18 protein-coding genes are annotated in these 21230 nt (G+C 40.9%); all 18 read left to right on the forward strand.

What is annotated here, in order from left to right; all coding sequences use genetic code 11:
- The first annotated feature begins 102 nt into the window (after positions 1 to 102).
- On the forward strand, positions 103 to 1728 hold the full coding sequence (locus tag B7703_RS01350; protein WP_084923334.1) for a putative polysaccharide biosynthesis protein: 1626 nt from the start codon (positions 103 to 105) through the stop codon (positions 1726 to 1728).
- 192 nt (positions 1729 to 1920) lie between these two features.
- Positions 1921 to 3879, forward strand: a complete 1959-nt coding sequence (locus B7703_RS01355; protein ID WP_084923336.1) for a peptide ABC transporter substrate-binding protein — start codon at positions 1921 to 1923, stop codon at positions 3877 to 3879.
- 317 nt (positions 3880 to 4196) lie between these two features.
- Positions 4197 to 4652, forward strand: coding sequence for a hypothetical protein (locus B7703_RS01360; RefSeq protein ID WP_084923338.1), 456 nt, complete (start codon positions 4197 to 4199; stop codon positions 4650 to 4652).
- A 163-nt stretch (positions 4653 to 4815) separates the two neighbouring features.
- Positions 4816 to 5910, forward strand: a complete 1095-nt coding sequence (locus B7703_RS01365; RefSeq protein WP_084923339.1) for a cystathionine gamma-synthase — start codon at positions 4816 to 4818, stop codon at positions 5908 to 5910.
- 7 nt (positions 5911 to 5917) lie between these two features.
- Entirely contained in the window at positions 5918 to 7084 is a 1167-nt protein-coding gene (locus B7703_RS01370) for a MalY/PatB family protein (RefSeq protein WP_084923341.1), read from the forward strand.
- A gap of 92 nt (positions 7085 to 7176) precedes the next feature.
- Entirely contained in the window at positions 7177 to 10275 is a 3099-nt protein-coding gene (locus B7703_RS01375; RefSeq protein ID WP_084923342.1) for a pilus expression-regulating Snf2 family helicase, read from the forward strand.
- A 47-nt stretch (positions 10276 to 10322) separates the two neighbouring features.
- Positions 10323 to 10940 (forward strand): divisome accessory protein ZapJ, encoded by a 618-nt coding sequence (locus B7703_RS01380; protein ID WP_084923344.1) that lies wholly within the window; start codon positions 10323 to 10325, stop codon positions 10938 to 10940.
- A 10-nt stretch (positions 10941 to 10950) separates the two neighbouring features.
- The gene (gene murC, locus B7703_RS01385) at positions 10951 to 12285 is read left to right on the forward strand and encodes a UDP-N-acetylmuramate--L-alanine ligase (protein ID WP_020903460.1); all 1335 of its coding nucleotides are present in this window, start codon (positions 10951 to 10953) and stop codon (positions 12283 to 12285) included.
- A gap of 9 nt (positions 12286 to 12294) precedes the next feature.
- Entirely contained in the window at positions 12295 to 12756 is a 462-nt protein-coding gene (locus tag B7703_RS01390; RefSeq protein ID WP_084923346.1) for a GNAT family N-acetyltransferase, read from the forward strand.
- Positions 12753 to 13247, forward strand: coding sequence for a GNAT family N-acetyltransferase (locus tag B7703_RS01395; RefSeq protein WP_084923347.1), 495 nt, complete (start codon positions 12753 to 12755; stop codon positions 13245 to 13247). The genes B7703_RS01390 and B7703_RS01395 overlap by 4 nt, the downstream gene beginning before the upstream one ends.
- Positions 13248 to 13326: 79 nt before the next feature.
- Positions 13327 to 15021 carry an endolytic transglycosylase MltG gene (mltG, locus tag B7703_RS01400; protein ID WP_084923349.1) on the forward strand — a complete coding sequence of 565 codons (1695 nt, stop codon included), beginning with the start codon at positions 13327 to 13329 and terminating at the stop codon, positions 15019 to 15021.
- A gap of 60 nt (positions 15022 to 15081) precedes the next feature.
- Positions 15082 to 15564, forward strand: coding sequence for a transcription elongation factor GreA (gene greA / locus B7703_RS01405; protein ID WP_000818748.1), 483 nt, complete (start codon positions 15082 to 15084; stop codon positions 15562 to 15564).
- 75 nt (positions 15565 to 15639) lie between these two features.
- Positions 15640 to 17004: an amino acid permease gene (locus B7703_RS01410; protein ID WP_192851945.1), complete on the forward strand. Its 1365-nt coding sequence runs from the start codon at positions 15640 to 15642 to the stop codon at positions 17002 to 17004.
- 99 nt (positions 17005 to 17103) lie between these two features.
- Positions 17104 to 17514 carry a GNAT family N-acetyltransferase gene (locus tag B7703_RS01415; RefSeq protein WP_020903457.1) on the forward strand — a complete coding sequence of 137 codons (411 nt, stop codon included), beginning with the start codon at positions 17104 to 17106 and terminating at the stop codon, positions 17512 to 17514.
- A gap of 333 nt (positions 17515 to 17847) precedes the next feature.
- Positions 17848 to 18057, forward strand: a complete 210-nt coding sequence (locus B7703_RS01425) for a helix-turn-helix transcriptional regulator (RefSeq protein ID WP_001812672.1) — start codon at positions 17848 to 17850, stop codon at positions 18055 to 18057.
- Positions 18047 to 18535 carry a DUF6773 family protein gene (locus B7703_RS01430; RefSeq protein ID WP_084923350.1) on the forward strand — a complete coding sequence of 163 codons (489 nt, stop codon included), beginning with the start codon at positions 18047 to 18049 and terminating at the stop codon, positions 18533 to 18535. Before B7703_RS01425 ends, B7703_RS01430 begins: the two co-directional genes overlap by 11 nt.
- Before the next feature lie 115 nt (positions 18536 to 18650).
- Positions 18651 to 20111: a nicotinate phosphoribosyltransferase gene (locus tag B7703_RS01435; RefSeq protein ID WP_084923352.1), complete on the forward strand. Its 1461-nt coding sequence runs from the start codon at positions 18651 to 18653 to the stop codon at positions 20109 to 20111.
- Entirely contained in the window at positions 20108 to 20932 is an 825-nt protein-coding gene (nadE, locus tag B7703_RS01440) for an ammonia-dependent NAD(+) synthetase (RefSeq protein ID WP_084923354.1), read from the forward strand. Before B7703_RS01435 ends, nadE begins: the two co-directional genes overlap by 4 nt.
- Positions 20933 to 21230 lie beyond the last annotated feature (298 nt).

The following is a 21230-nucleotide window of genomic DNA, read 5'->3' on the forward strand; positions in this document are numbered from 1 at the left end:
TTCTATTGTAAACCGAAAGTCGTAAATTTACAAGTGACAAGGAAAAGTTTATAATGGAAGATGAGGAATTTTTCCTAGTGATTAAAATTAAATGAGGAATCTATGTCTAACGAAAACAATCACCAGCAGGCCCAGATGTTACGGGGGACTGCTTGGCTAACGGCTAGTAACTTTATCAGTCGTCTACTCGGTGCCATTTATATCATCCCTTGGTATATATGGATGGGGTCTTATGCGGCTACAGCAAATGGTCTCTTTACTATGGGCTACAATATCTATGCCTGGTTCTTGCTGATTTCAACAGCGGGTATTCCAGTTGCGGTTGCCAAGCAAGTTGCTAAGTATAATACCATGCGAGAAGAAGAGCATAGCTTTGCCCTGATTCGGAGCTTTTTGGGCTTTATGACTGGACTAGGTCTTGTTTTTGCTTCAGTCTTGTATGTCTTTGCTCCTTGGCTAGCAGACTTATCTGGCGTGGGCAAAGACTTGATCCCAATCATGCAGAGCTTGGCTTGGGCGGTCTTGATTTTCCCATCTATGAGTGTTATCCGAGGTTTCTTCCAAGGAATGAATAACCTGAAACCCTATGCTATGAGCCAAATCGCTGAGCAGGTCATTCGTGTTATCTGGATGCTCTTAGCAACCTTTATGATTATGAAGATTGGTTCAGGAGATTATCTAGCAGCGGTTACCCAATCCACCTTTGCTGCCTTTGTCGGCATGGTAGCTAGTTTTGCAGTTTTGATCTATTTCCTTGCCAAAGAAGGATTACTTAAAAGAGTCCTTGAAACAGGAGATAAGATAAACAGCAAGCGTCTTTTGATCGACACCATTAAGGAAGCCATTCCTTTTATCCTGACAGGGTCTGCTATCCAGCTTTTCCAGATTTTGGACCAGATGACCTTTATCAATAGTATGAGTTGGTTTACCAACTATAGTAATGAAGACTTGGTTGTCATGTTTTCTTATTTCTCTGCCAATCCTAATAAAATCACTATGATTTTGATTTCTGTTGGGGTTTCGATTGGGAGTGTAGGTTTGCCACTTTTGACTGAAAACTATGTTAAGGGGGACTTGAAGGCGGCTTCTCGTCTCGTTCAGGACAGCATTACCATGCTTTTCCTATTCTTGCTACCAGCAACGGTTGGAGTAGTCATGGTAGGAGAACCTCTCTATACAGTCTTCTATGGCAAGCCAGATAGTTTGGCTATGGGCTTGTTTGTCTTTGCAGTTTTGCAGTCTACTATTTTAGGCTTGTACATGGTCTTGTCTCCAATGCTTCAAGCCATGTTCCGCAACCGCAAGGCCGTTCTCTATTTTATCTATGGTTCCATTGCCAAGCTGGTCTTGCAACTGCCAACCATTGCTCTCTTTCACAGTTACGGGCCTTTGATTTCTACAACAATTGGGCTCATCATTCCTAATGTTTTGATGTATCGGGACATTTGCAAGGTAACTGGTGTTAAGCGCAAGGTGATTTTGAAGCGAACCATTTTAATCAGTTTGTTAACTATTTTCATGTTTCTAGTAGTTGGGACATTCCAGTGGATTTTAGGATTTGTCTTCCAACCAAGTGGACGTTTGTGGAGTTTTCTATATGTAGCCCTTGTCGGTGCCATGGGTGGAGGAGTTTATGGAATCATGAGTCTCCGTACCCGTCTATTGGACAAGGTGATTGGAAAAGTTCAAGCAGATCGCCTGCGAGCAAAATTAAGAATTTCTCAATAATTTTTTTATAAATAAAAGGGATAATTTGAACATTTCTATCATGAAATGCTTAAATTATTCTCTTTTTTATTATTTTGTAGAATAATTTCTATAGTTTGTAGATGTAATGATTAATTTTTTAAAAAAATCTATTGACTAAATAAAACATGAGTTGTATAATAAGACAAATATTTAAATCAGGAGGTTCTGGAGATGAAAAAGTCTAAAGCAAAGTATGCAGCACTTGCAGGTGTCGTGTTAAGTGCAGGTATTTTATTAAGCGCGTGTGGAAATTCCAGCACGGGGTCAAAAACATATAACTATGTTTATACTAGTGATCCATCTAGTTTGAATTATCTAGCAGAAAACCGTGCAACGACAAATGATATCGTGGTTAATTTGGTAGATGGGCTCATGGAAAATGACCAGTATGGAAACTATATTCCATCTTTGGCAGAGGATTGGAGTGTTTCTAAGGACGGTTTGACCTATACCTACAAACTGCGGAAAGATGCTAAATGGTATACTGCAGATGGAGACGAGTATGCTCCTGTAACTGCCCAAGATTTTGTAACTGGTTTGAAATATGCAGCAGATAAAAAATCAGAAGCCTTGTACTTAGTTCAAGAATCCGTTGCAGGTTTGGATGATTACATTAACGGTAAAACAAGCGACTTTTCAACTGTCGGAGTCAAGGCACTTGATGACCAAACTGTTCAATATACCTTGACACGACCAGAATCTTATTGGAACTCAAAAACAACTTCAACCATTCTCTTCCCAGTCAATGCAGATTTCTTGAAATCAAAAGGGGATGATTTTGGTAAGGTAGACCCATCTAGCATTTTGTACAATGGACCTTTCTTGATGAAATCCTTTGTTTCAAAATCTGTCATTGAATTCAAGAAAAATCCGAACTACTGGGATGCTAAAAATGTCTTTGTAGATGATGTGAAATTGGCTTATTATGATGGTAGTGACCAAGATGCACTAGCTCGTAACTTTGTTGAGGGAGCTTATAGTTATGCTCGCCTTTATCCAAATAGTGCAAGCTTTGAAGGGATTAAAGAAAAGAATAAGGACAATATCATCTATAGCTTGCAAGATGCCACTTCTTATTTCTTAAACTTTAACCTAGATAGAAAATCTTATAAATTCACTTCCAAGACAAGTGATGCTGAAAAGAAATCGACTCAGGAAGCGGTTCTTAATAAAAACTTCCGTCAAGCCATTAACTTTGCCTATGACCGTACAGCATACGGGGCTCAATCTCAAGGAGAGGATGGTGCAACCAAGATTTTGCGTAACCTAGTCGTTCCACCAAACTTCGTAAGTATCAATGGCAAAGACTTTGGTGAAGTAGTTGCGTCTAAAATGGTTAACTACGGTAAGGAATGGCAAGGAATCAACTTTGCTGATGCTCAAGATCCATACTACAATGCTGAAAAAGCCAAGGCTAAATTTGCAGAGGCTAAGAAAGAACTCCAAGCTAAAGGAGTTCAATTCCCTATCCACTTGGACATGACAGTTGACCAAGCTGCTAAACAGAGTGTTCAAGAGGCAAATTCTATGAAGCAATCTATTGAAGCAGCTTTAGGTGCAGAAAATGTTGTAATTGATATTCAACAACTTACTACTGAAGACTATGATAATACAAGCTATTTGGCTCAGACAGCAGCTCAGAAAGATTACGATCTATACAACAGTGGTTGGGGTCCTGATTACCAAGATCCTTCAACCTATCTTGATGTCTTTAACGTTAAATCAGGCGGTTTGTTGCAAAATCTAGGTATAGAGCCAGGTGAAGCCAATGACAAGGCCAAGGCTGTTGGACTGGATGTCTACACTCAAATGTTGGAAGAAGCCAATAAGGAACAAGATCTTGCAAAACGCTATGAAAAGTATGCTGATATCCAAGCGTGGTTGGTAGATAGCGCTTTAGCGATTCCAAATGTTTCTAAGGGTGGAACACCAACATTGAGAAAAGTTGTTCCTTTCTCAACACCATATTCATTAGCTGGTAATAAAGGTATCGAATCATATAAATATCTCAAAGTACAAGATAAAACAGTCACAAAAGATGAATATGAAAAAGCCAAAGAAAAATGGCTGAAAGAAAAAGAAGAATCCAATAAAAAAGCCCAAGAAGAATTGGCAAAACATGTCAAATAAGGATTTTTCAAGAAAAATGATGGTTTCTAAAGAAGCTGTCGTTTTTTTATAGAATGATGGCGAAGTTGGAAGAAAAGTGCTTACATTTTTTAAATTGTTTATCAAATTTATGATATAATGAATATAATAAAAGTTGTGAGAAGCTATTTTTTAAAATCCTCTTCCAGTGTTAACTGAAGTATACACATGCTAGGATGATTTTATAGGAGGTATGCTGTCTACTAAAAAAGTAAGATAAAATGCAACAAATGATAAGTTCTTCTTTTATGTGAAGAATTCTTAACTGGCTATTTAGTGATTTTTATGGAGGTATCATCATGGGTGCTGTTATGGAGTTTGCAACAGAAAAACAGATTGAATCATTTCTCTCAACTTGTCACATTGAAGGGCAAAAGAATTTTCTGATGGCTTTCAAGAAAAAGACATGGTTGAAATCCTTTATTGATTTTTTCATTATAGGAGGTAGTTACTATGTTCAGTCGAGTGTGAAGCCTAAGATTCTGGCATTCACACCTAAGGGAATTTACTTGATGGACATCAGTGATATAACTGAAAATCGCTCTAATCAAGTCCTTGAGATGCCCTGGAATCAAGTTCAAGATTTTACTTATAAGACCGTCTTGAATACAGTTAGACTTAATTGGCATTATCAAAATGAAGACTATATTTTTTCCGTGGATGTCGGTCAGATTGGTCAGCATGTGGGCCAATATCAATTTAACAAAGAGCATTATGACTATTTGGCCCGACAGGATTTCTTTCAGTCAAAGTAAACCCTAGCAATCATTTTCAAAAAGAATCTGGAAGTTTTTCTGGATTCTTTTTAGCTTTACTAGCTAAGTATATAGTTTGAAACTATAACTAGCTCTTGAAAAGAAGAAAATGAGTTGATGAAAATAAGTGGTACAATAGTTACTATAGATTTGGAGGTATTGTATGAGCAAGGAATTACACATCAACACAATTTTGGCCCAGGCGGGTATTAAGTCAGATAAAGCGACAGGTGCTTTGGTGACACCGCTTCATTTTTCAACGACCTATCAGCATCCAGAGTTTGGTAAATCTACTGGATTTGACTATACGCGCACTAAAAACCCAACTCGCAGTAAGGCGGAAGAAGTCTTGGCAGCTATTGAGTCAGCAGACTATGCCCTAGCGACTAGCTCAGGTATGTCAGCTATTGTACTGGCCTTTAGCGTCTTTCCAGTAGGTAGTAAGGTCTTGGCTGTCCGTGACCTTTATGGTGGTTCTTTCCGCTGGTTCAACCAAGTGGAGCAAGAAGGCCGTTTTCATTTTAACTATGCCAATACAGAAGAAGAGTTGATTGCCGAGTTGGAGAAGGACGTGGATGTTCTCTATATCGAAACGCCAACCAATCCCTTGATGTTGGAATTTGATATCGAAAAACTAGCAAAATTGGCTCATGCTAAGGGTGCCAAAGTGGTGGTGGACAATACCTTCTACAGCCCTATCTACCAACGTCCGATTGAAGATGGAGCAGATATCGTTCTTCATTCAGCAACCAAGTATCTAGCAGGACACAATGATGTCTTGGCTGGAGTGGTTGTAACCAATAGTTTAGAACTATACGAGAAGCTCTTTTACAATCTCAATACGACAGGGGCAGTCTTGTCTCCATTTGACAGTTATCAATTGATTCGTGGTCTCAAGACCTTGTCTCTTCGTATGGAGCGCTCAACAGCTAATGCCCAAGAAGTGGTTGCCTTTTTGAAGGATTCTCCAGCAGTTAAGGAAGTTCTCTACACTGGTCGTGGGGGCATGATTTCCTTTAAAGTAGCCGATGAAACACGCATTCCTCACATTTTAAACAGCCTCAAGGTCTTCTCTTTTGCGGAAAGTTTAGGTGGGGTTGAAAGTCTCATTACTTATCCAACGACGCAAACTCACGCTGATATTCCAGCAGAAGTGCGCCATTCTTATGGTTTGACAGATGACCTCTTGCGTTTGTCGATTGGAATTGAGGATGCTAGAGATTTGATTGCAGATTTGCGACAAGCCTTGGAAGGATAAGACAAAGATGGGAAAATATGATTTTACAAGCCTGCCAAACCGTTTAGGGCATCATACCTATAAATGGAAAGAAGCAGAAACGGATAGTGAAGTCCTACCAGCTTGGATAGCGGATATGGACTTTGTAGTCTTGCCTGAAATCCGCCAAGCCGTGCAAACTTATGCGGATCAACTGGTTTATGGCTATACCTATGCCAGTGAAGAGTTAATTAAGGAAGTTCAAAAGTGGGAAGCCACACAACACGGTTACCACTTTGACAAAGAGGCTCTTGTCTTTATCGAGGGTGTGGTACCAGCCATCTCAACAGCTATTCAAGCCTTTACAAAAGAAGGCGAAGCGGTTCTGATTAACACACCTGTCTATCCACCCTTTGCTCGCAGTGTCAAGTTGAACAACCGTAGATTGATTACCAATTCTTTGGTGGAAAAGGATGGTCTGTTTGAGATTGACTTTGACCGACTGGAGAAGGATTTGGTGAAAGAGGAGGTCAAACTCTATATTCTTTGCAACCCTCACAATCCTGGTGGACGTGTGTGGGAAAAGGAAGTGTTGGAAAAGATAGGCCAACTCTGTCAAAAATATGGTGTTTTGTTGGTTTCAGATGAGATTCACCAAGATTTGGCCCTCTTTGGTCACAAGCATCATTCCTTCAATACTATCAATCCTGAATTTAAAGAATTTGCTATCGTCTTGAGTAGTGCCACTAAAACCTTTAACATCGCTGGAACAAAAAATTCATATGCAGTTATTGAAAATCCTAAGTTGCGAGTGGCTTACCAGAAACGCCAGTTGGCCAATAACCAGCATGAAATTTCAGGCTTGGGTTATTTGGCGACAGAAGCTGCCTATCGATACGGTAAAGATTGGTTAGAGGAACTCAAGCAAGTCTTTGAAGACCATATTAATTATGTGGTGGATCTATTTGGAAAAGAGACTAAAATCAAGGTCATGAAACCGCAAGGAACCTACTTGATTTGGCTTGATTTTTCAGCCTATGACCTGACTGATGAAACATTACAAGAGCTTTTGAGAAATGAAGCTAAGGTTATCCTCAACCGTGGTTTGGATTTTGGGGAGGAAGGAAGTCTCCATGCCCGCCTCAATGTAGCCATGCCTAAATCTCTGCTGCAAGAAGTTTGTCAACGGATTGTGACGACTTTTGCCAAACTTTAAAAATCCAGCCTTCTAGGAGAAAAGTATCTCTAGAAGGCTATTTTCATAGGGGAAAATATGGTATAATAAAAAGATAAGGTAAAGGTAAAAATATGGCTAAATTGATTCCGGGGAAAGTCCGTATCGAAGGCGTTGCCCTTTATGAAACTGGTAAGGTTGACATTATCAAGGAAAAGAACAATCGGCTCTACGCTCGCGTTGCAGAAGAAGAACTGCGCTATAGTTTAGAGGATGATTTGGTTTTTTGTGCCTGCGATTTTTTCCAAAAGAGGGCCTACTGTGTGCATTTGGCAGCTCTGGAGCATTTTCTGAAAAATGATGAGCGTGGTCAGGAAATCTTGCAGAGTCTGGAAGAAGGTCATGAAGAAAAAGAGGCCGTTGAAACCAAGGTGACCTTGGGTGGAAAATTTTTGGACCGAATCTTGTCTCCAAAATCAGACCGAACCTATGAGTTGTCAGCTGTGGGTCAGGTGGAAGCAGGAAGCAATCATATCTTGTGGACTCTGAGAATCGGGCAAATCAATAGCCAAAAATACTACGTTATTCGGGATATTCCACTCTTTTTAAAAGTCGTCGAGAAGAGAAAACCTTATATGATTGGTAAAACTTATGAGGAGTCTCTATCTTGGGAAGCCTTTAATGAGGAAAGTCAAGAGCTTCTGACTTTCTTACGCGGACTAATGGAGGAAGGACTTAGTCCAGAGCTTTTTTTCCAAAACCAAGGTCGGCATCTCTTTTTCCCTCTGACTTTTTTTGAGCAGGGTGTGAATTTACTGATGACCTTGCCCCATTTTCAATTTGACCATCAAGTGGATAGCTACCAGACTCTACTTTTTCAGGATATGCATGCGGATGCTAATCTATTTGCCTTTACAGTAACAGAATACTCAGATTATTTTGAAATGGAAATCGGTGAGAGTCCAAGGGTTAATGTCTTTTATCAGGGAGCTGTGCTTTTCCATAAAGGACAGGTTTATTTTCTAACAGACCAGCAGATGTGCCTTCTCAAGGAAATCAAAGCGCTGCCTTTGGATCAACATGGAAAGAAATACCTGCAATTTGATAGTAGTGACCGAGATAAGTTGGCTTCTTGTTTAACTCTTTTTAGCCAGATGGGGACCGTTTCAGCTCCAGAACGTCTACAAATCAAAACTTTTGAACCCTCTTTTTACTTTGATAGGGAAGAGGATAATCGGATTCGTTTAGAAATTCAGTTTGATTATGGAGATAAGCAGATATCTAGCCGACAAGAGCTAGAAGAATTACCTTTTTCGAGTGATGCTGACTTAGAAGAAAGAGTTTTCCAAGTCTGTTTAGCAGTGGGATTTGAAGCAGATTTTCAATCTTGGCGTCAGGCCTTAAAAGCCGAGTCTGTTTATCATTTCTTCCATGAAATCATTCCAGTCTTTGAAAAACTCGGGAATGTTGATCTATCAGACAAATTAGAAGAACTCTATAACCTAGCAAGCCCTCAAGTGCAGATTGCTTCCAAGGGAGGCCTCTTGGAAATTCAATTTGATTTTCAAGATATTGACCAAGAGGAAATTGACCAAGCCATGCAGGCCTTGGTTGATAATCGAGATTTTTATATTGATTCGTCTAATCAAGTCTACTTTTTCGATGAAGAAACTAAGAACATTCGCCAAAATCTACAGGAACTGGGGCAATTTGAGTTAAAAGATGGGGCCTTGCAGGCTCGAAAATCCTTGGCTTATAGTTTGGCTCATCTCTTTGAAGGACGTGACCGTGTTTCTTTTTCACAAGAATTCCAGAATTTGGCCTACGATTTGACGCATCCAGAGGACTTCCCTAGACAAGAAACTCAGGTTCAGGCTGATCTGCGAGATTATCAGGAAAAGGGAATCGGCTGGTTGCAAATGCTCCATCATTATGGTTTTGGTGGGATTTTGGCTGATGATATGGGACTTGGTAAAACTCTGCAGACCATTGCTTTTTTGACTAGTCAAGTGACAAAAGAAAGTCGGGTCTTGATTTTAGCTCCGTCAGGTTTAATCTACAACTGGGCAGATGAGTTTCAGAAATTTGCCCCCCAGTTGAATGTGGCTGTTGTTCATGGTTTGAAAGCTAGTCGTGAGGAGATTCTTGCCGAGAGACATCAAATCTATGTGACGAGTTATGCTACCTTCCGTCAGGACAGTGAGCTTTATCAGGGGATGGCCTTTGACTTCCTTTTCTTAGATGAAGCTCAGGTCATGAAAAATGCCCAAACTAAGATTGCCCAGACCTTGAGACAATTTGTGGTGCCGTCAGTCTTTGCCTTGTCAGGAACTCCTATTGAAAACCATCTGGGTGAGTTGTGGTCTATTTTCCAAATCGTCATGCCAGGACTCTTGCCAAGCAAGAAAGAATTTATGAAATTACCAGCTGAGCGCGTTGCTCAGTTTATCAAACCTTTCGTTATGAGGCGCAAGAAAGAAGAAGTGCTGACTGAATTGCCAGACTTGATTGAAGTGGTTTATAAAAATGAACTGGAAGACCAGCAAAAGGTTATTTACCTAGCCCAGTTGCAACAGATGCGGGACCGTCTAGCTCAAGTTTCAGATCAGGAATTCCAACGAAGTCGGGTGGAAATCTTGTCTGGTTTGATGCGCTTGCGCCAAATCTGTGACACTCCTGCCCTCTTTATGGAGGATTATCAGGGAGCCAGTGGCAAACTGGATAGTCTCCGAGACCTGCTGGTCCAGGTGGCAGATGGCGGACACCGTGTATTGCTTTTCTCGCAGTTCAAGGGAATGTTGGAGAAAATTGAACAAGAACTGCCAGACTTGGGCTTGACTTCCTTTAAAATTACGGGTTCAACCCCAGCCAAGGAAAGACAAGACATGACCAAGGCCTTTAACCAAGGAGAAAGAGATGCCTTTTTGATTTCTCTTAAGGCTGGTGGTGTCGGTCTGAACCTGACAGGTGCTGATACGGTTATTTTGGTTGACCTTTGGTGGAATCCTGCGGTGGAAGCGCAAGCCATTGGCCGTGCCCATCGGATGGGGCAGGAAGAAACGGTTGAGGTTTATCGCTTAGTGACCAGGGGAACCATTGAAGAAAAAATTCAGGAACTCCAAGAACAAAAGAAACATTTGGTGTCACAAGTATTGGATGGAACAGAGTCACGTGGCAGTCTGACCCTAGCAGAAATTAGAGAAATTTTAGGAATTTCTGAAGCCAGCACTTGAAAAATCAAGACAATACGCTATAATGAAGTGTTGAAAGGAAATAGAAAATGAGAGAAGAACGATTTCCATTAGTGTCAGATGATGAGGTTATGCTGACTGAGATGCCGGTTATGGACCTCTATGATGAATCTGACTTTATCAGTAATATCAAGGGAGAATACCGTGATAAGAATTATCTGGAGTGGGCCCCTATTACTGAAGAAAAACCAGCAAAACCGATTGAAAAGCCCGTAGAGAAACCTAAGAAGGCTGGTTTAGGAGTTAAAAAAGAAGGAAAGAGCTATGCGGAGGTGGCGCGTGAAGAAGCGCGTGCGGATTTGAAAAAGAAGCGCTCAGCAAGTTATCTGACTAAGGATATTACTACTACAAGGCGCCCTTCTCAGCAACGTTTGGATAGACAGGGCAATCAACCTACCGCGCCTTTCCAAAAGGAAAATCCTGGTGAATTTGTTAAATATAGTCAAAAATTGACCCAGTCTCATTACATTTTGGCGGAAGAAGTGAACAATATTTCGACTCAAGCTGAGCCAAAAGAAACTTCAGGCCCAAAGAAAAACAATTATGATTTTCTGAAGAAGAGCCAAATCTACAATAAAAAGAATCAACAAAAAGAACAAGAACGTCAGGTTGCCCAAGAGTTGAATCTGACAAGAATTACGGAATAGGGGAGAAAACATGTCAAAGACATATCATTTTATCGGAATTAAGGGATCAGGTATGAGTGCCTTGGCCTTGATGTTGCACCAAATGGGGCATAAGGTACAGGGTTCAGATGTTGAAAAGTACTACTTTACTCAACGTGGTCTTGAGCAGGCAGGAATTACCATTCTTCCTTTTGATGAAAAGAATCTAGACGGTGATATGGAAATTATCGCTGGAAATGCCTTTCGTCCAGATAACAACGTCGAAATTGCCTATGCGGACCAAAATGGCATTAGCTACAAACGTTACCATGAGTTCCTAGGTAGCTTTATGCGCGACTTTGTTAGCATGGGAGTTGCTGGAGCGCACGGAAAAACTTCAACGACAGGTATGTTGTCTCATGTCTTGTCTCATATCACAGATACTAGCTTCTTGATTGGAGACGGGACAGGTCGTGGATCAGCTAATGCCAAATATTTTGTCTTCGAATCTGACGAATATGAGCGCCACTTCATGCCTTACCACCCAGAATATTCTATTATTACTAACATCGACTTTGACCATCCAGACTATTTCACAAGTCTAGAGGATGTTTTCAATGCCTTTAACGACTATGCTAAACAAATTACTAAGGGTCTCTTTATCTATGGTGAAGATGCAGAATTGCGTAAGATTACGTCTGATGCACCAATTTATTATTATGGTTTTGAAGCAGAAGGTAATGACTTTGTAGCTAGCGATCTTCTTCGTTCAACAACTGGTTCAACCTTCACCGTTCATTTCCGTGGTCAAGAATTAGGGCAATTCCATATTCCAACCTTTGGTCGTCACAATATCATGAATGCGACAGCCGTTATTGGTCTTCTTTACACAGCAGGATTTGATTTGAACTTGGTGCGTGAGCACTTGAAAACATTTGCCGGTGTTAAGCGTCGTTTCACTGAGAAAATTGTCAATGATACAGTGATTATCGATGACTTTGCCCACCATCCAACAGAAATCATTGCAACCTTGGATGCAGCTCGTCAAAAATATCCAAGTAAAGAAATCGTAGCAATTTTCCAACCGCATACTTTTACAAGAACCATTGCCTTGTTGGACGAATTTGCCCACGCTTTGAATCAAGCGGATGCTGTTTATCTAGCGCAAATTTATGGCTCTGCTCGTGAAGTGGACCACGGCGACGTTAAGGTAGAAGACCTAGCCAATAAAATCAACAAGAAACACCAAGTTATCACTGTTGAAAATGTTTCTCCACTCCTTGACCATGATAATGCTGTTTATGTCTTTATGGGTGCAGGAGACATCCAAACCTATGAATACTCATTCGAGCGTCTCTTGTCTAATTTGACAAGCAATGTTCAATAGGCTATTCACATGGAAATTCCAATTAAGATCATTCAGGCAAGTAAGTCTGATTTGACTGAGATAGAGGTACTTCAGGCTTCATCTTTTCCAGCTGAAAAGCAGCAACCTTCCCATATTTTAGAAGAAAGTATCCGTAAGTCTGCGGATACCTTTCTTCTAGCTAGGGATGAAAATCAGCTTCTGGGCTATGTTCTAGGTGGTCCTTACCCACACAATCCGAAATGTCTAGAAGTACATTCTTTAGTCATTGATACTGACCATCAGAGACAGGGCTTGGGAACGCTTCTTCTTGCGGCTTTGAAAGATGTGGCAGTTGAGCTGGATTACAAAGCTATTCGTTTGAAGAGTCCTGATGAGTTGCTATCCTATTTTGAAATGAACGGTTTTATTGATGAAGAAACTTCCCTTTATGCAGCTAGCCAGGGTTATAGTATGATTTGGTTTAATCCCTTTTATCTGGAGGTACAATGAAAATCAGACAAGCAAGATTAGAAGATTTAGATCGTATCGTTGAGATTGAACTAGAAAATTTCTCACTTGAAGAAGCCATTCCTCGCTCGGTTTTTGAAGCTCATTTGCGAGAAATTCAGACCTCTTTTCTGGTTGCAGAAAAAGAGGGCAGAATCATGGGGTATATAGAAGGGCCAGTTGGACCACACCGCCATCTGCAGGATCAGTCTTTTACAGAAGAGATAGAAGATTATAGTCATGAGCCGGGTGGTTATATCTCTGTGACCTGTCTTTCTATTGCCAAGGAGGCACAGGGCCTTGGACTTGGTCAGAAATTACTAACAGCCCTGAAAGAACTGGCTCTTGAACACGAAAGAGAAGGTATTAACCTAACCTGTCATGACTATCTCATCGCCTACTACGAAAAGCATGGATTTGTCAATGAAGGCCAGTCTCAATCAATCTTTGCAGGAGAAACATGGTATGATATGATCTGGGACGCTAAAAAATAAGCTAGAAAAGCATGCTAGGTTGCTTTTCTTTCGTTTTTAAGATATAATATTATGGATTGTCAACGAGGAGGATAAACTTTTGAGTGAAAAGCCAAGAGAAGACGAAAAATTAAGCTTTAAAGAGCAGATTTTACGTGATTTAGAAAAAGTAAAACGTTATGAAGGGATTCGTCAAGAGGCCGCTGAACTTGATGAAAAAAAATCAGCATTGTCTGTCCCTGACACAAAAATTGCTGATGAAGAAGTGATGAATGCATCCCTATCAGCTGTTGAAAAAATTATGGAGAATGCACCACGTGTTCCACAGCATCCTAGTGAAGATGTGCCTGCATCACCGGCGGAGGAACTAAGAGAGGAAGCTCCAATCGTTCCTAGTCACCCTAGTCAAGATGTTCCAGCTTCACCAGCTGAAGCAAGTCCATCAAGACCGGTTCCAGGACCAGATGTCAATCGTCCACAAAAGGCCGAAAGAGATTTGAACACAACTCCAACAAGAGTAGCTGTTTCTTATAGAACCGAAGAACCAAAAGAGACACAAGCAGAAGCGCCAAGACCTGAACCGGTCGTTGAAGCTGAAGCTGTTGACGTGATTTCTGAAACTCCACGTCGTAGTCGTCGTGAGACAGTTAAACCTGTTAAGAAGAAAAAATCACATTTGAAAGCTTTCTTCATTTCTCTATTGATTTTCCTTGCCTTGATTTCAGCAGGTGGTTACTTTGGTTACCAGTATGTTCAATCATCTTTATTACCAGTTGATGCAAATTCTAAGGAATATGTAACGGTTCAAATCCCAGAAGGATCCAATGTCCAAGAGATTGGATCAGCACTTGAACATTCTGGTGTGATTAAACACGGAGTGATTTTTGCTTTTTATGCTAAATATAAGAATTATTCAGATTTGAAGGCTGGATATTACAATTTGCAAAAGAGTATGAGTACAGAGGATATCATTAAGGAACTCCAAAAAGGTGGTACTCCTGAACCTCAAGAACCTTCACTTGCAGATTTGACCATTCCAGAGGGATATACAATTGAGCAAATTGCCCAAGCTGTAGGCCAATTACAAGGTGAATTTAAAGAACCTTTGACAGCAGAAGCTTTCTTGGCTAAAGTGCAAGATGACAACTTTATCAGTCAAGAAGTTGCTAAATATCCAAATCTACTCGAAAGCTTGCCAACGAAAGAAAGTGGAGTTCGTTACCGTTTGGAAGGTTATCTTTTCCCAGCGACCTACTCTATCAAGGAAAGCACAACTATTGAAAGTTTGATTGATGAGATGCTGGCAGCTATGGATAAGACCTTGACTCCGCACTATAGTGCAATCAAGTCTAAAAACTTGACAGTCAATGAATTGCTAACAATTGCTTCACTTGTTGAAAAAGAAGGTGCTAAGACTGAAGACCGTAAGTTGATTGCAGGTGTCTTCTACAATCGTTTGAACCTTGGTATGCCACTTCAAAGCAATATTGCAATCTTGTATGCCCAAGGGAAACTTGGCCAAAATATTAGCCTAGCAGACGATGCTGGAATTGACACATCGATTAATTCACCATATAATGTTTATACCAAACCTGGTTTGATGCCTGGTCCAGTAGATAGTCCAAGTCAGGACGCGATTGAAGCAAGTATCAACCAAACAAAGAGTGAGAACCTCTACTTTGTAGCCAATGTTACAGATGGTAAAGTCTATTACGCAGTGACACAGGAAGAACATGATCGGAATGTAGCTGAACACGTTAATAGCAAGCTTACTCAAAATAGTAGTTCAAACTAAGACTACAAAAATGAGAATCTCAGATAGAGATTCAATACTATCGAAAGAAAGTTGAGAAAAATGGCAGAAAAAACATATCCTATGACCCTAGCGGAAAAGGAAAAACTTGAAAAAGAATTAGAAGAATTGAAATTGGTCCGCCGACCAGAAGTGGTAGAACGCATTAAGATTGCTCGTTCATACGGTGACCTTTCTGAAAACAGTGAGTACGAAGCAGCTAAGGATGAACAAGCCTTTGTTGAAGGACAAATCTCTAGCTTGGAAACAAAAATCCGTTATGCTGAAATCGTCAATAGCGACTCAGTTGCCGATGATGAAGTAGCGATTGGTAAAACAGTCACTATTCAAGAAATTGGTGAGGACGAAGAAGAAGTTTATATTATCGTAGGTTCAGCGGGTGCGGATGCCTTTGCAGGTAAGGTTTCAAATGAAAGCCCAATTGGACAAGCCTTGATTGGCAAGAAAACAGGTGACACAGCAACCATTGAAACACCTGTTGGTAGCTATGATGTAAAAATCTTGAAGGTTGAAAAAACAGCCTAAAAACAGAAAAAAGGAGTGGGGAGGCAGTGCGCTTCACTCACTCCTTTTTCCATTTTAAATTGAATTGGAGACGTTATGAGTTCAAAGAAGAAAAAAAATAAGATGGAGCGTGGTCTGACCAATCGTCATGTGCAGGTTATGGCCATTGCGGGAACAATCGGAACAGGACTCTTTTTGGGAGCGGGTCGCTCTATTAGCCTAACAGGTCCTTCTATTGTGCTGATTTATATGATTACTGGGGCCTTCATGTTCCTCATGATGCGTGCGGTTGGGGAAATGCTCTATCAAGACCCTGAGCAACATACCTTTATCAATTTTATCACGCGCCATTTGGGTAAGGGCTGGGGTTATTTCTCCGTTTGGTCTTACTGGCTATCCGTTGTCTTTATCGGTATGGCGGAAATCACTGCTATCTCTCACTATGTTCAGTTTTGGTTCCCTAGCTGGCCAAGTTGGATGATTGAGATTGGATTTTTGACTATTCTAGCCTTAGTAAATCTGATTGCGGTGAAGCTCTTTGGGGAAGTTGAGTTTTGGTTTGCTATGGTCAAGATTGTGGCTATTTTAGCTATGATTGCCACAGGAGTCTTTATGGTCTTGACAGGCTTTAAGACACCACATGGAGTAGCAAGTTTGGCTAATATCACCGATAATTTCTCCTTATTCCCAAATGGTGGAGTAAACTTTGTCATGGCCTTCCAGATGGTTTTCTTTGCTTACCTCATGATTGAGTTTATCGGGGTAACGACTTCAGAAACCAAAAATCCACGTCAGGTCTTGCCAAAAGCCGTTAAGGAAATTCCTCTACGTATCGTCTTTTTCTATGGTGGAGCTCTCTTAGCCATTATGTCCATTATTCCTTGGCGTGAACTAGCATCCGCTGATTCACCGTTTGTTACAGTATTTGAATTGGCCGGTATCAAGTGGGCGGCAGCCTTGATTAACTTCGTCGTTTTGACCTCAGCAGCATCTGCTCTTAACTCGACCCTTTATTCAACAGGTCGTCATTTGTACCAGATTGCCCATGATTCGCCAAATCCATTCCTAAAAGCAATCAAGGCAGATACTCTTTCTCGCCATAATGTGCCACAAAATGCTATCATTGCCTCAGCGGTTCTGATTGCCCTAGCAGCCTTTATCAATGTTTTGCCAGGTGTTTCCGATGCCTTTGCCTTGATTACGGCATCGTCATCAGGTGTCTATATCGCTATCTATATCTTGATTATGGTGGCTCACCTTAAATACCGCAAGTCACCAGACTTTATGGCGGATGGCTATCTCATGCCCCATTATCGTTTCCTAAATCCCTTAACCATGCTCTTCTTTGCCTTTGTCTTTGTAACCCTCTTTTTACAAGAGTCTACATTTGTCGGAGCAATCGGCTCAGCTATCTGGATTATCGGTTTTGGGATTTATAGCCAGTGGAAATTTAGAAAATAGATTTGAGACTCATCAACTCAGGTTGGTGGGTTTTTCTAGTTTGACAGTCTATTGAAATAAGACTATAATCAAGCTGTAACAGTGTTTAAGGAGATTTAGATGTACTTTAGATTGGAAAATGAGGAATCCCAGAAAGTCCAGGAAATTGGGAATCTGATTCGTGCTTATAATCGTTCAAAAAGAGAAGAAGCTGAAAGTGAGCCACTTAATCTTTATGTCGAAGATGAAAAGGGCAATCTCCTGGCAGGTTTGATAGCAGAGACTTTTGGAAATTGGTTAGAAATCGAGTATTTATTTGTAAAAGAGGAACTGAGAGGGCAAGGAATCGGTTCAAAACTATTGCAGCAAGCAGAAACTGAAGCTAAGAATCGAAACTGTCGATTTGCTTTTGTTAATACTTACCAGTTTCAAGCTCCAGATTTTTATAAAAGGTATGGCTACAAGGAAGTCTTTTCTTTGCAAGACTATCCCTACATTGGGCAAAGATATTATTACCAAAAAGATTTGTAAGGTGAATATGAAAGTATAAGGCAAAGAGGGGTTCTTGACATAGGTATGAAGGGGATTCTCGATAAATACCAGTTAAATCCTAGAAATTGTGTCTTCCTAGACGATATTTAAGACAAACCAATCGCAGCTGAGACATTAGATGTGAAAGCTTACCATGCCGTTGATATTTTGAAAAAATTGAATAAGCAGAAAACTCTCTATCTTTTTGTGGTAGAGAATTTTTTTATTAACAAAATATTACAAAATGACAGTTATATATTGCATTGAGTTAGATATATGATATAATGTTGTTAAAAAGACACGCAACTTTTTAAAACTATAAGGAGGACGAAGGTGGCTAAAAATTTAAAATTAAAATTAGCTCGGGTAGAGCTTGATTTAACTCAAGGTCAACTGGCAGAGGCTGTCGGGGTGACGCGCCAGACTATTGGTTTGATAGAAGCGGGGAAATACAATCCCAGTCTCTCGCTCTGCCAGTCCATTTGCAGATGTTTAGGCAAAACTTTGGATCAATTATTTTGGGAGGAAGAAGATGAAAAATAGATTTTTTTATTATCAATTACTAGACGAAAGAGAAGAACAACTGATCAATAAAGCGGGGGCTGAAAGTTTCTATATCTCTATAGCTTTCTTGATTTTATCTTATATGATTGCAGTATTAGCACCAAGTCTTTTTAATCCGAGAATGATTCTCATCACTATCATTATTGGAACTTCTTACTTTTTCGGCCGTGCTCGAGATTTTGGTGTGAACTACTATAGTCGTTTTCATTTTACAATTTTAGGGTGTTTGCTGGTAACTCTCGCTATTACGACTCTTTTGATGTTGCAGAATTATCAATTTAACATAGAAATTTATCAGCACAATCCTTTGAACGTTAAATACTTATCTGCTTGGGTCATTACTTATCTGAGTTACCTTCCTTGGGTTTTTATCGGTAATCTCGGCCTTAAAAGTTATGGCGAATGGGCTCAGAAAAAGTTTGAACAAGATATGGATGAACTGGAGAGTGGAGAATAGCTTGTTACTCTTTTCTCAATCCAGCCAAAATGTGTTATAATAGTACTAATTTATTGGAACACATGAAAGTTCTTGAAATTTTTCATTGGTTTCTAGTTAAGGAAGTAGGAAAAGTATGTATCCAGATGATAGTTTGACATTGCACACGGACTTGTACCAGATTAACATGATGCAGGTTTACTTTGACCAAGGGATTCACAATAAAAAGGCGGTTTTTGAGGTCTATTTCCGTCAGCAACCGTTCAATAATGGCTATGCGGTTTTTGCAGGTTTGGAAAGAATTGTGAGTTATCTTGAAGACCTGCGTTTTTCAGATAGTGATATTGCCTATTTGGAGTCGCTAGGCTATCATGGGGCATTCTTAGACTATCTCCGCAATTTCAAGTTGGAGTTGACCGTTCGTTCTGCCCAAGAAGGGGACTTGGTCTTTGCTAATGAACCAATTGTGCAGGTGGAAGGTCCTCTAGCCCAATGTCAATTGGTTGAAACGGCTCTTTTGAACATCGTCAACTACCAGACCTTGGTGGCGACTAAGGCAGCTCGTATTCGCTCGGTTATTGAAGATGAACCCTTGATGGAGTTTGGGACACGTCGGGCTCAAGAAATGGATGCAGCTATCTGGGGAACACGCGCAGCAGTGATTGGTGGCGCCAATGGAACCAGCAATGTGCGTGCTGGTAAACTTTTTGACATTCCTGTTTTGGGGACCCATGCCCACGCTTTGGTACAGGTTTATGGTAATGACTATGAGGCCTTCAAGGCTTACGCTGCGACCCACAAAAATTGTGTCTTTCTTGTGGATACCTATGACACCCTTCGCATCGGTGTACCAGCTGCCATTCAGGTGGCGCGTGAGCTGGGTGATCAGATTAACTTTATGGGTGTTCGGATTGACTCTGGAGATATTGCCTACATTTCTAAGAAAGTCCGCCAGCAATTGGACGATGCTGGATTTACAGAGGCTAAGATTTATGCTTCAAATGATTTGGACGAAAATACCATCCTCAACCTCAAGATGCAAAAGGCCAAGATTGATGTCTGGGGCGTGGGAACTAAGCTGATTACAGCCTATGACCAGCCAGCTCTTGGGGCAGTTTATAAGATTGTTGCCATCGAAGATGAAAATGGGAACATGCGCAATACGATTAAGCTGTCAAATAATGCTGAAAAAGTGTCTACACCAGGTAAGAAGCAGGTGTGGCGCATTACCAGTCGTGAAAAAGGCAAGTCAGAAGGAGACTATATCACTTATGATGGCGTAGATGTTGCCAGTATGACAGAAATCAAGATGTTCCATCCGACTTATACTTACATCAAGAAGACCGTTCGTAATTTTGATGCTGTTCCTCTTTTGGTGGATATCTTCAAAGACGGAAAATTGATTTACAACCTGCCTAGCTTGACTGAGATTCAGGACTATGCTCGTAAGGAATTTGACAAGCTTTGGGATGAGTACAAGCGCGTGCTCAATCCGCAACACTATCCAGTGGATTTGGCGCGTGATGTATGGCAAGACAAGATGGACTTGATTGACAAGATGCGCAAGGAAGCCCTTGGTGAAGGAGAAGAAGAATGAGTTTGCAAGAAACGATTATCCAAGAATTGGGCGTAAAACCAGTGATTGATGCCCAGGAAGAAATTCGTCGTTCTATTGATTTCTTAAAAAGATACTTGAAAAAACATCCCTTCCTAAAGACCTTTGTACTAGGGATTTCTGGGGGACAAGACTCAACCTTAGCAGGACGTTTGGCTCAACTGGCCATGGAAGAACTGCGAGCAGAAACGGGAGATGACAGCTACAAATTTATCGCTGTCCGCCTGCCTTATGGAGTGCAAGCTGATGAAGCAGATGCTCAAAAAGCCCTAGCCTTCATTCAGCCAGATATCAGTTTAGTGGTGAATATCAAGGAGTCTGCAGATGCTATGACAGCTGCAGTTGAAGCGACAGGTAGTCCTGTTTCAGACTTCAACAAGGGAAATATCAAGGCACGTTGCCGTATGATTGCTCAGTATGCCCTTGCTGGTTCCCATAGCGGAGCGGTCATTGGAACAGACCACGCTGCGGAAAATATCACAGGTTTCTTTACCAAGTTTGGTGACGGGGGTGCGGATATTCTCCCTCTTTACCGCCTCAATAAGCGTCAAGGAAAACAACTCTTGCAGGAACTTGGTGCAGACCCAGCCCTTTATGAAAAAATCCCAACAGCAGACCTAGAAGAAGACAAACCAGGCCTAGCTGACGAAGTAGCCCTCGGAGTCACTTATGAAGAGATTGACGACTACCTAGAAGGCAAAACAATCAGCCCAGAAGCCCAAACAAGAATTGAAAACTGGTGGCACAAAGGCCAACACAAACGCCACCTACCCATCACCGTATTTGATGACTTTTGGGAGTAAAAAGGTCCGGGGGACCTTTTTACCCCGAGTTTAGAAATAAGAAAATGAGGAACCTCCATTGGAGGTTTTCAGCCTCTCATCTTGAAATAAGAAAGTGAGAGAAGGTCCGAGGGACCTTGAACCCCGAGTCTAAAAATAGGAAAACGAGGCACCTCCAGTGGAGGTTCTTACCCCGAGCATGGAAACAGGTAAGCGAAGAAGGTCCGAGAGACCTTTTTAGCTTATTACCTTGAAATTAAAAAGCAAAGTAAATTTAAATTGAGGTTGGACAGAGAATCATCTATCAGAAAGCGAGGTA

Origin of the sequence: Streptococcus mitis (genome assembly GCF_002096735.1) — a bacterium.
In the GTDB taxonomy this organism is placed as follows: domain Bacteria; phylum Bacillota; class Bacilli; order Lactobacillales; family Streptococcaceae; genus Streptococcus; species Streptococcus mitis_CZ.

Bases quoted from the DNA above. Each gene is read 5' to 3' on its own strand.
- B7703_RS01365 (WP_084923339.1), top strand. From the start codon at position 4,816: ATGAGCAAGGAATTACACATCAACACAATTTTGGCCCAGGCGGGTATT.
- B7703_RS01370 (WP_084923341.1), top strand. From the start codon at position 5,918: ATGGGAAAATATGATTTTACAAGCCTGCCAAACCGTTTAGGGCATCAT.
- B7703_RS01355 (WP_084923336.1), top strand. From the start codon at position 1,921: ATGAAAAAGTCTAAAGCAAAGTATGCAGCACTTGCAGGTGTCGTGTTA.
- greA (WP_000818748.1), top strand. From the start codon at position 15,082: ATGGCAGAAAAAACATATCCTATGACCCTAGCGGAAAAGGAAAAACTT.
- B7703_RS01375 (WP_084923342.1), top strand. From the start codon at position 7,177: ATGGCTAAATTGATTCCGGGGAAAGTCCGTATCGAAGGCGTTGCCCTT.
- B7703_RS01395 (WP_084923347.1), top strand. From the start codon at position 12,753: ATGAAAATCAGACAAGCAAGATTAGAAGATTTAGATCGTATCGTTGAG.
- B7703_RS01430 (WP_084923350.1), top strand. From the start codon at position 18,047: ATGAAAAATAGATTTTTTTATTATCAATTACTAGACGAAAGAGAAGAA.
- murC (WP_020903460.1), top strand. From the start codon at position 10,951: ATGTCAAAGACATATCATTTTATCGGAATTAAGGGATCAGGTATGAGT.
- B7703_RS01390 (WP_084923346.1), top strand. From the start codon at position 12,295: ATGGAAATTCCAATTAAGATCATTCAGGCAAGTAAGTCTGATTTGACT.
- B7703_RS01415 (WP_020903457.1), top strand. From the start codon at position 17,104: ATGTACTTTAGATTGGAAAATGAGGAATCCCAGAAAGTCCAGGAAATT.
- B7703_RS01380 (WP_084923344.1), top strand. From the start codon at position 10,323: ATGAGAGAAGAACGATTTCCATTAGTGTCAGATGATGAGGTTATGCTG.
- B7703_RS01360 (WP_084923338.1), top strand. From the start codon at position 4,197: ATGGGTGCTGTTATGGAGTTTGCAACAGAAAAACAGATTGAATCATTT.
- B7703_RS01410 (WP_192851945.1), top strand. From the start codon at position 15,640: ATGAGTTCAAAGAAGAAAAAAAATAAGATGGAGCGTGGTCTGACCAAT.
- B7703_RS01435 (WP_084923352.1), top strand. From the start codon at position 18,651: ATGTATCCAGATGATAGTTTGACATTGCACACGGACTTGTACCAGATT.
- nadE (WP_084923354.1), top strand. From the start codon at position 20,108: ATGAGTTTGCAAGAAACGATTATCCAAGAATTGGGCGTAAAACCAGTG.
- B7703_RS01350 (WP_084923334.1), top strand. From the start codon at position 103: ATGTCTAACGAAAACAATCACCAGCAGGCCCAGATGTTACGGGGGACT.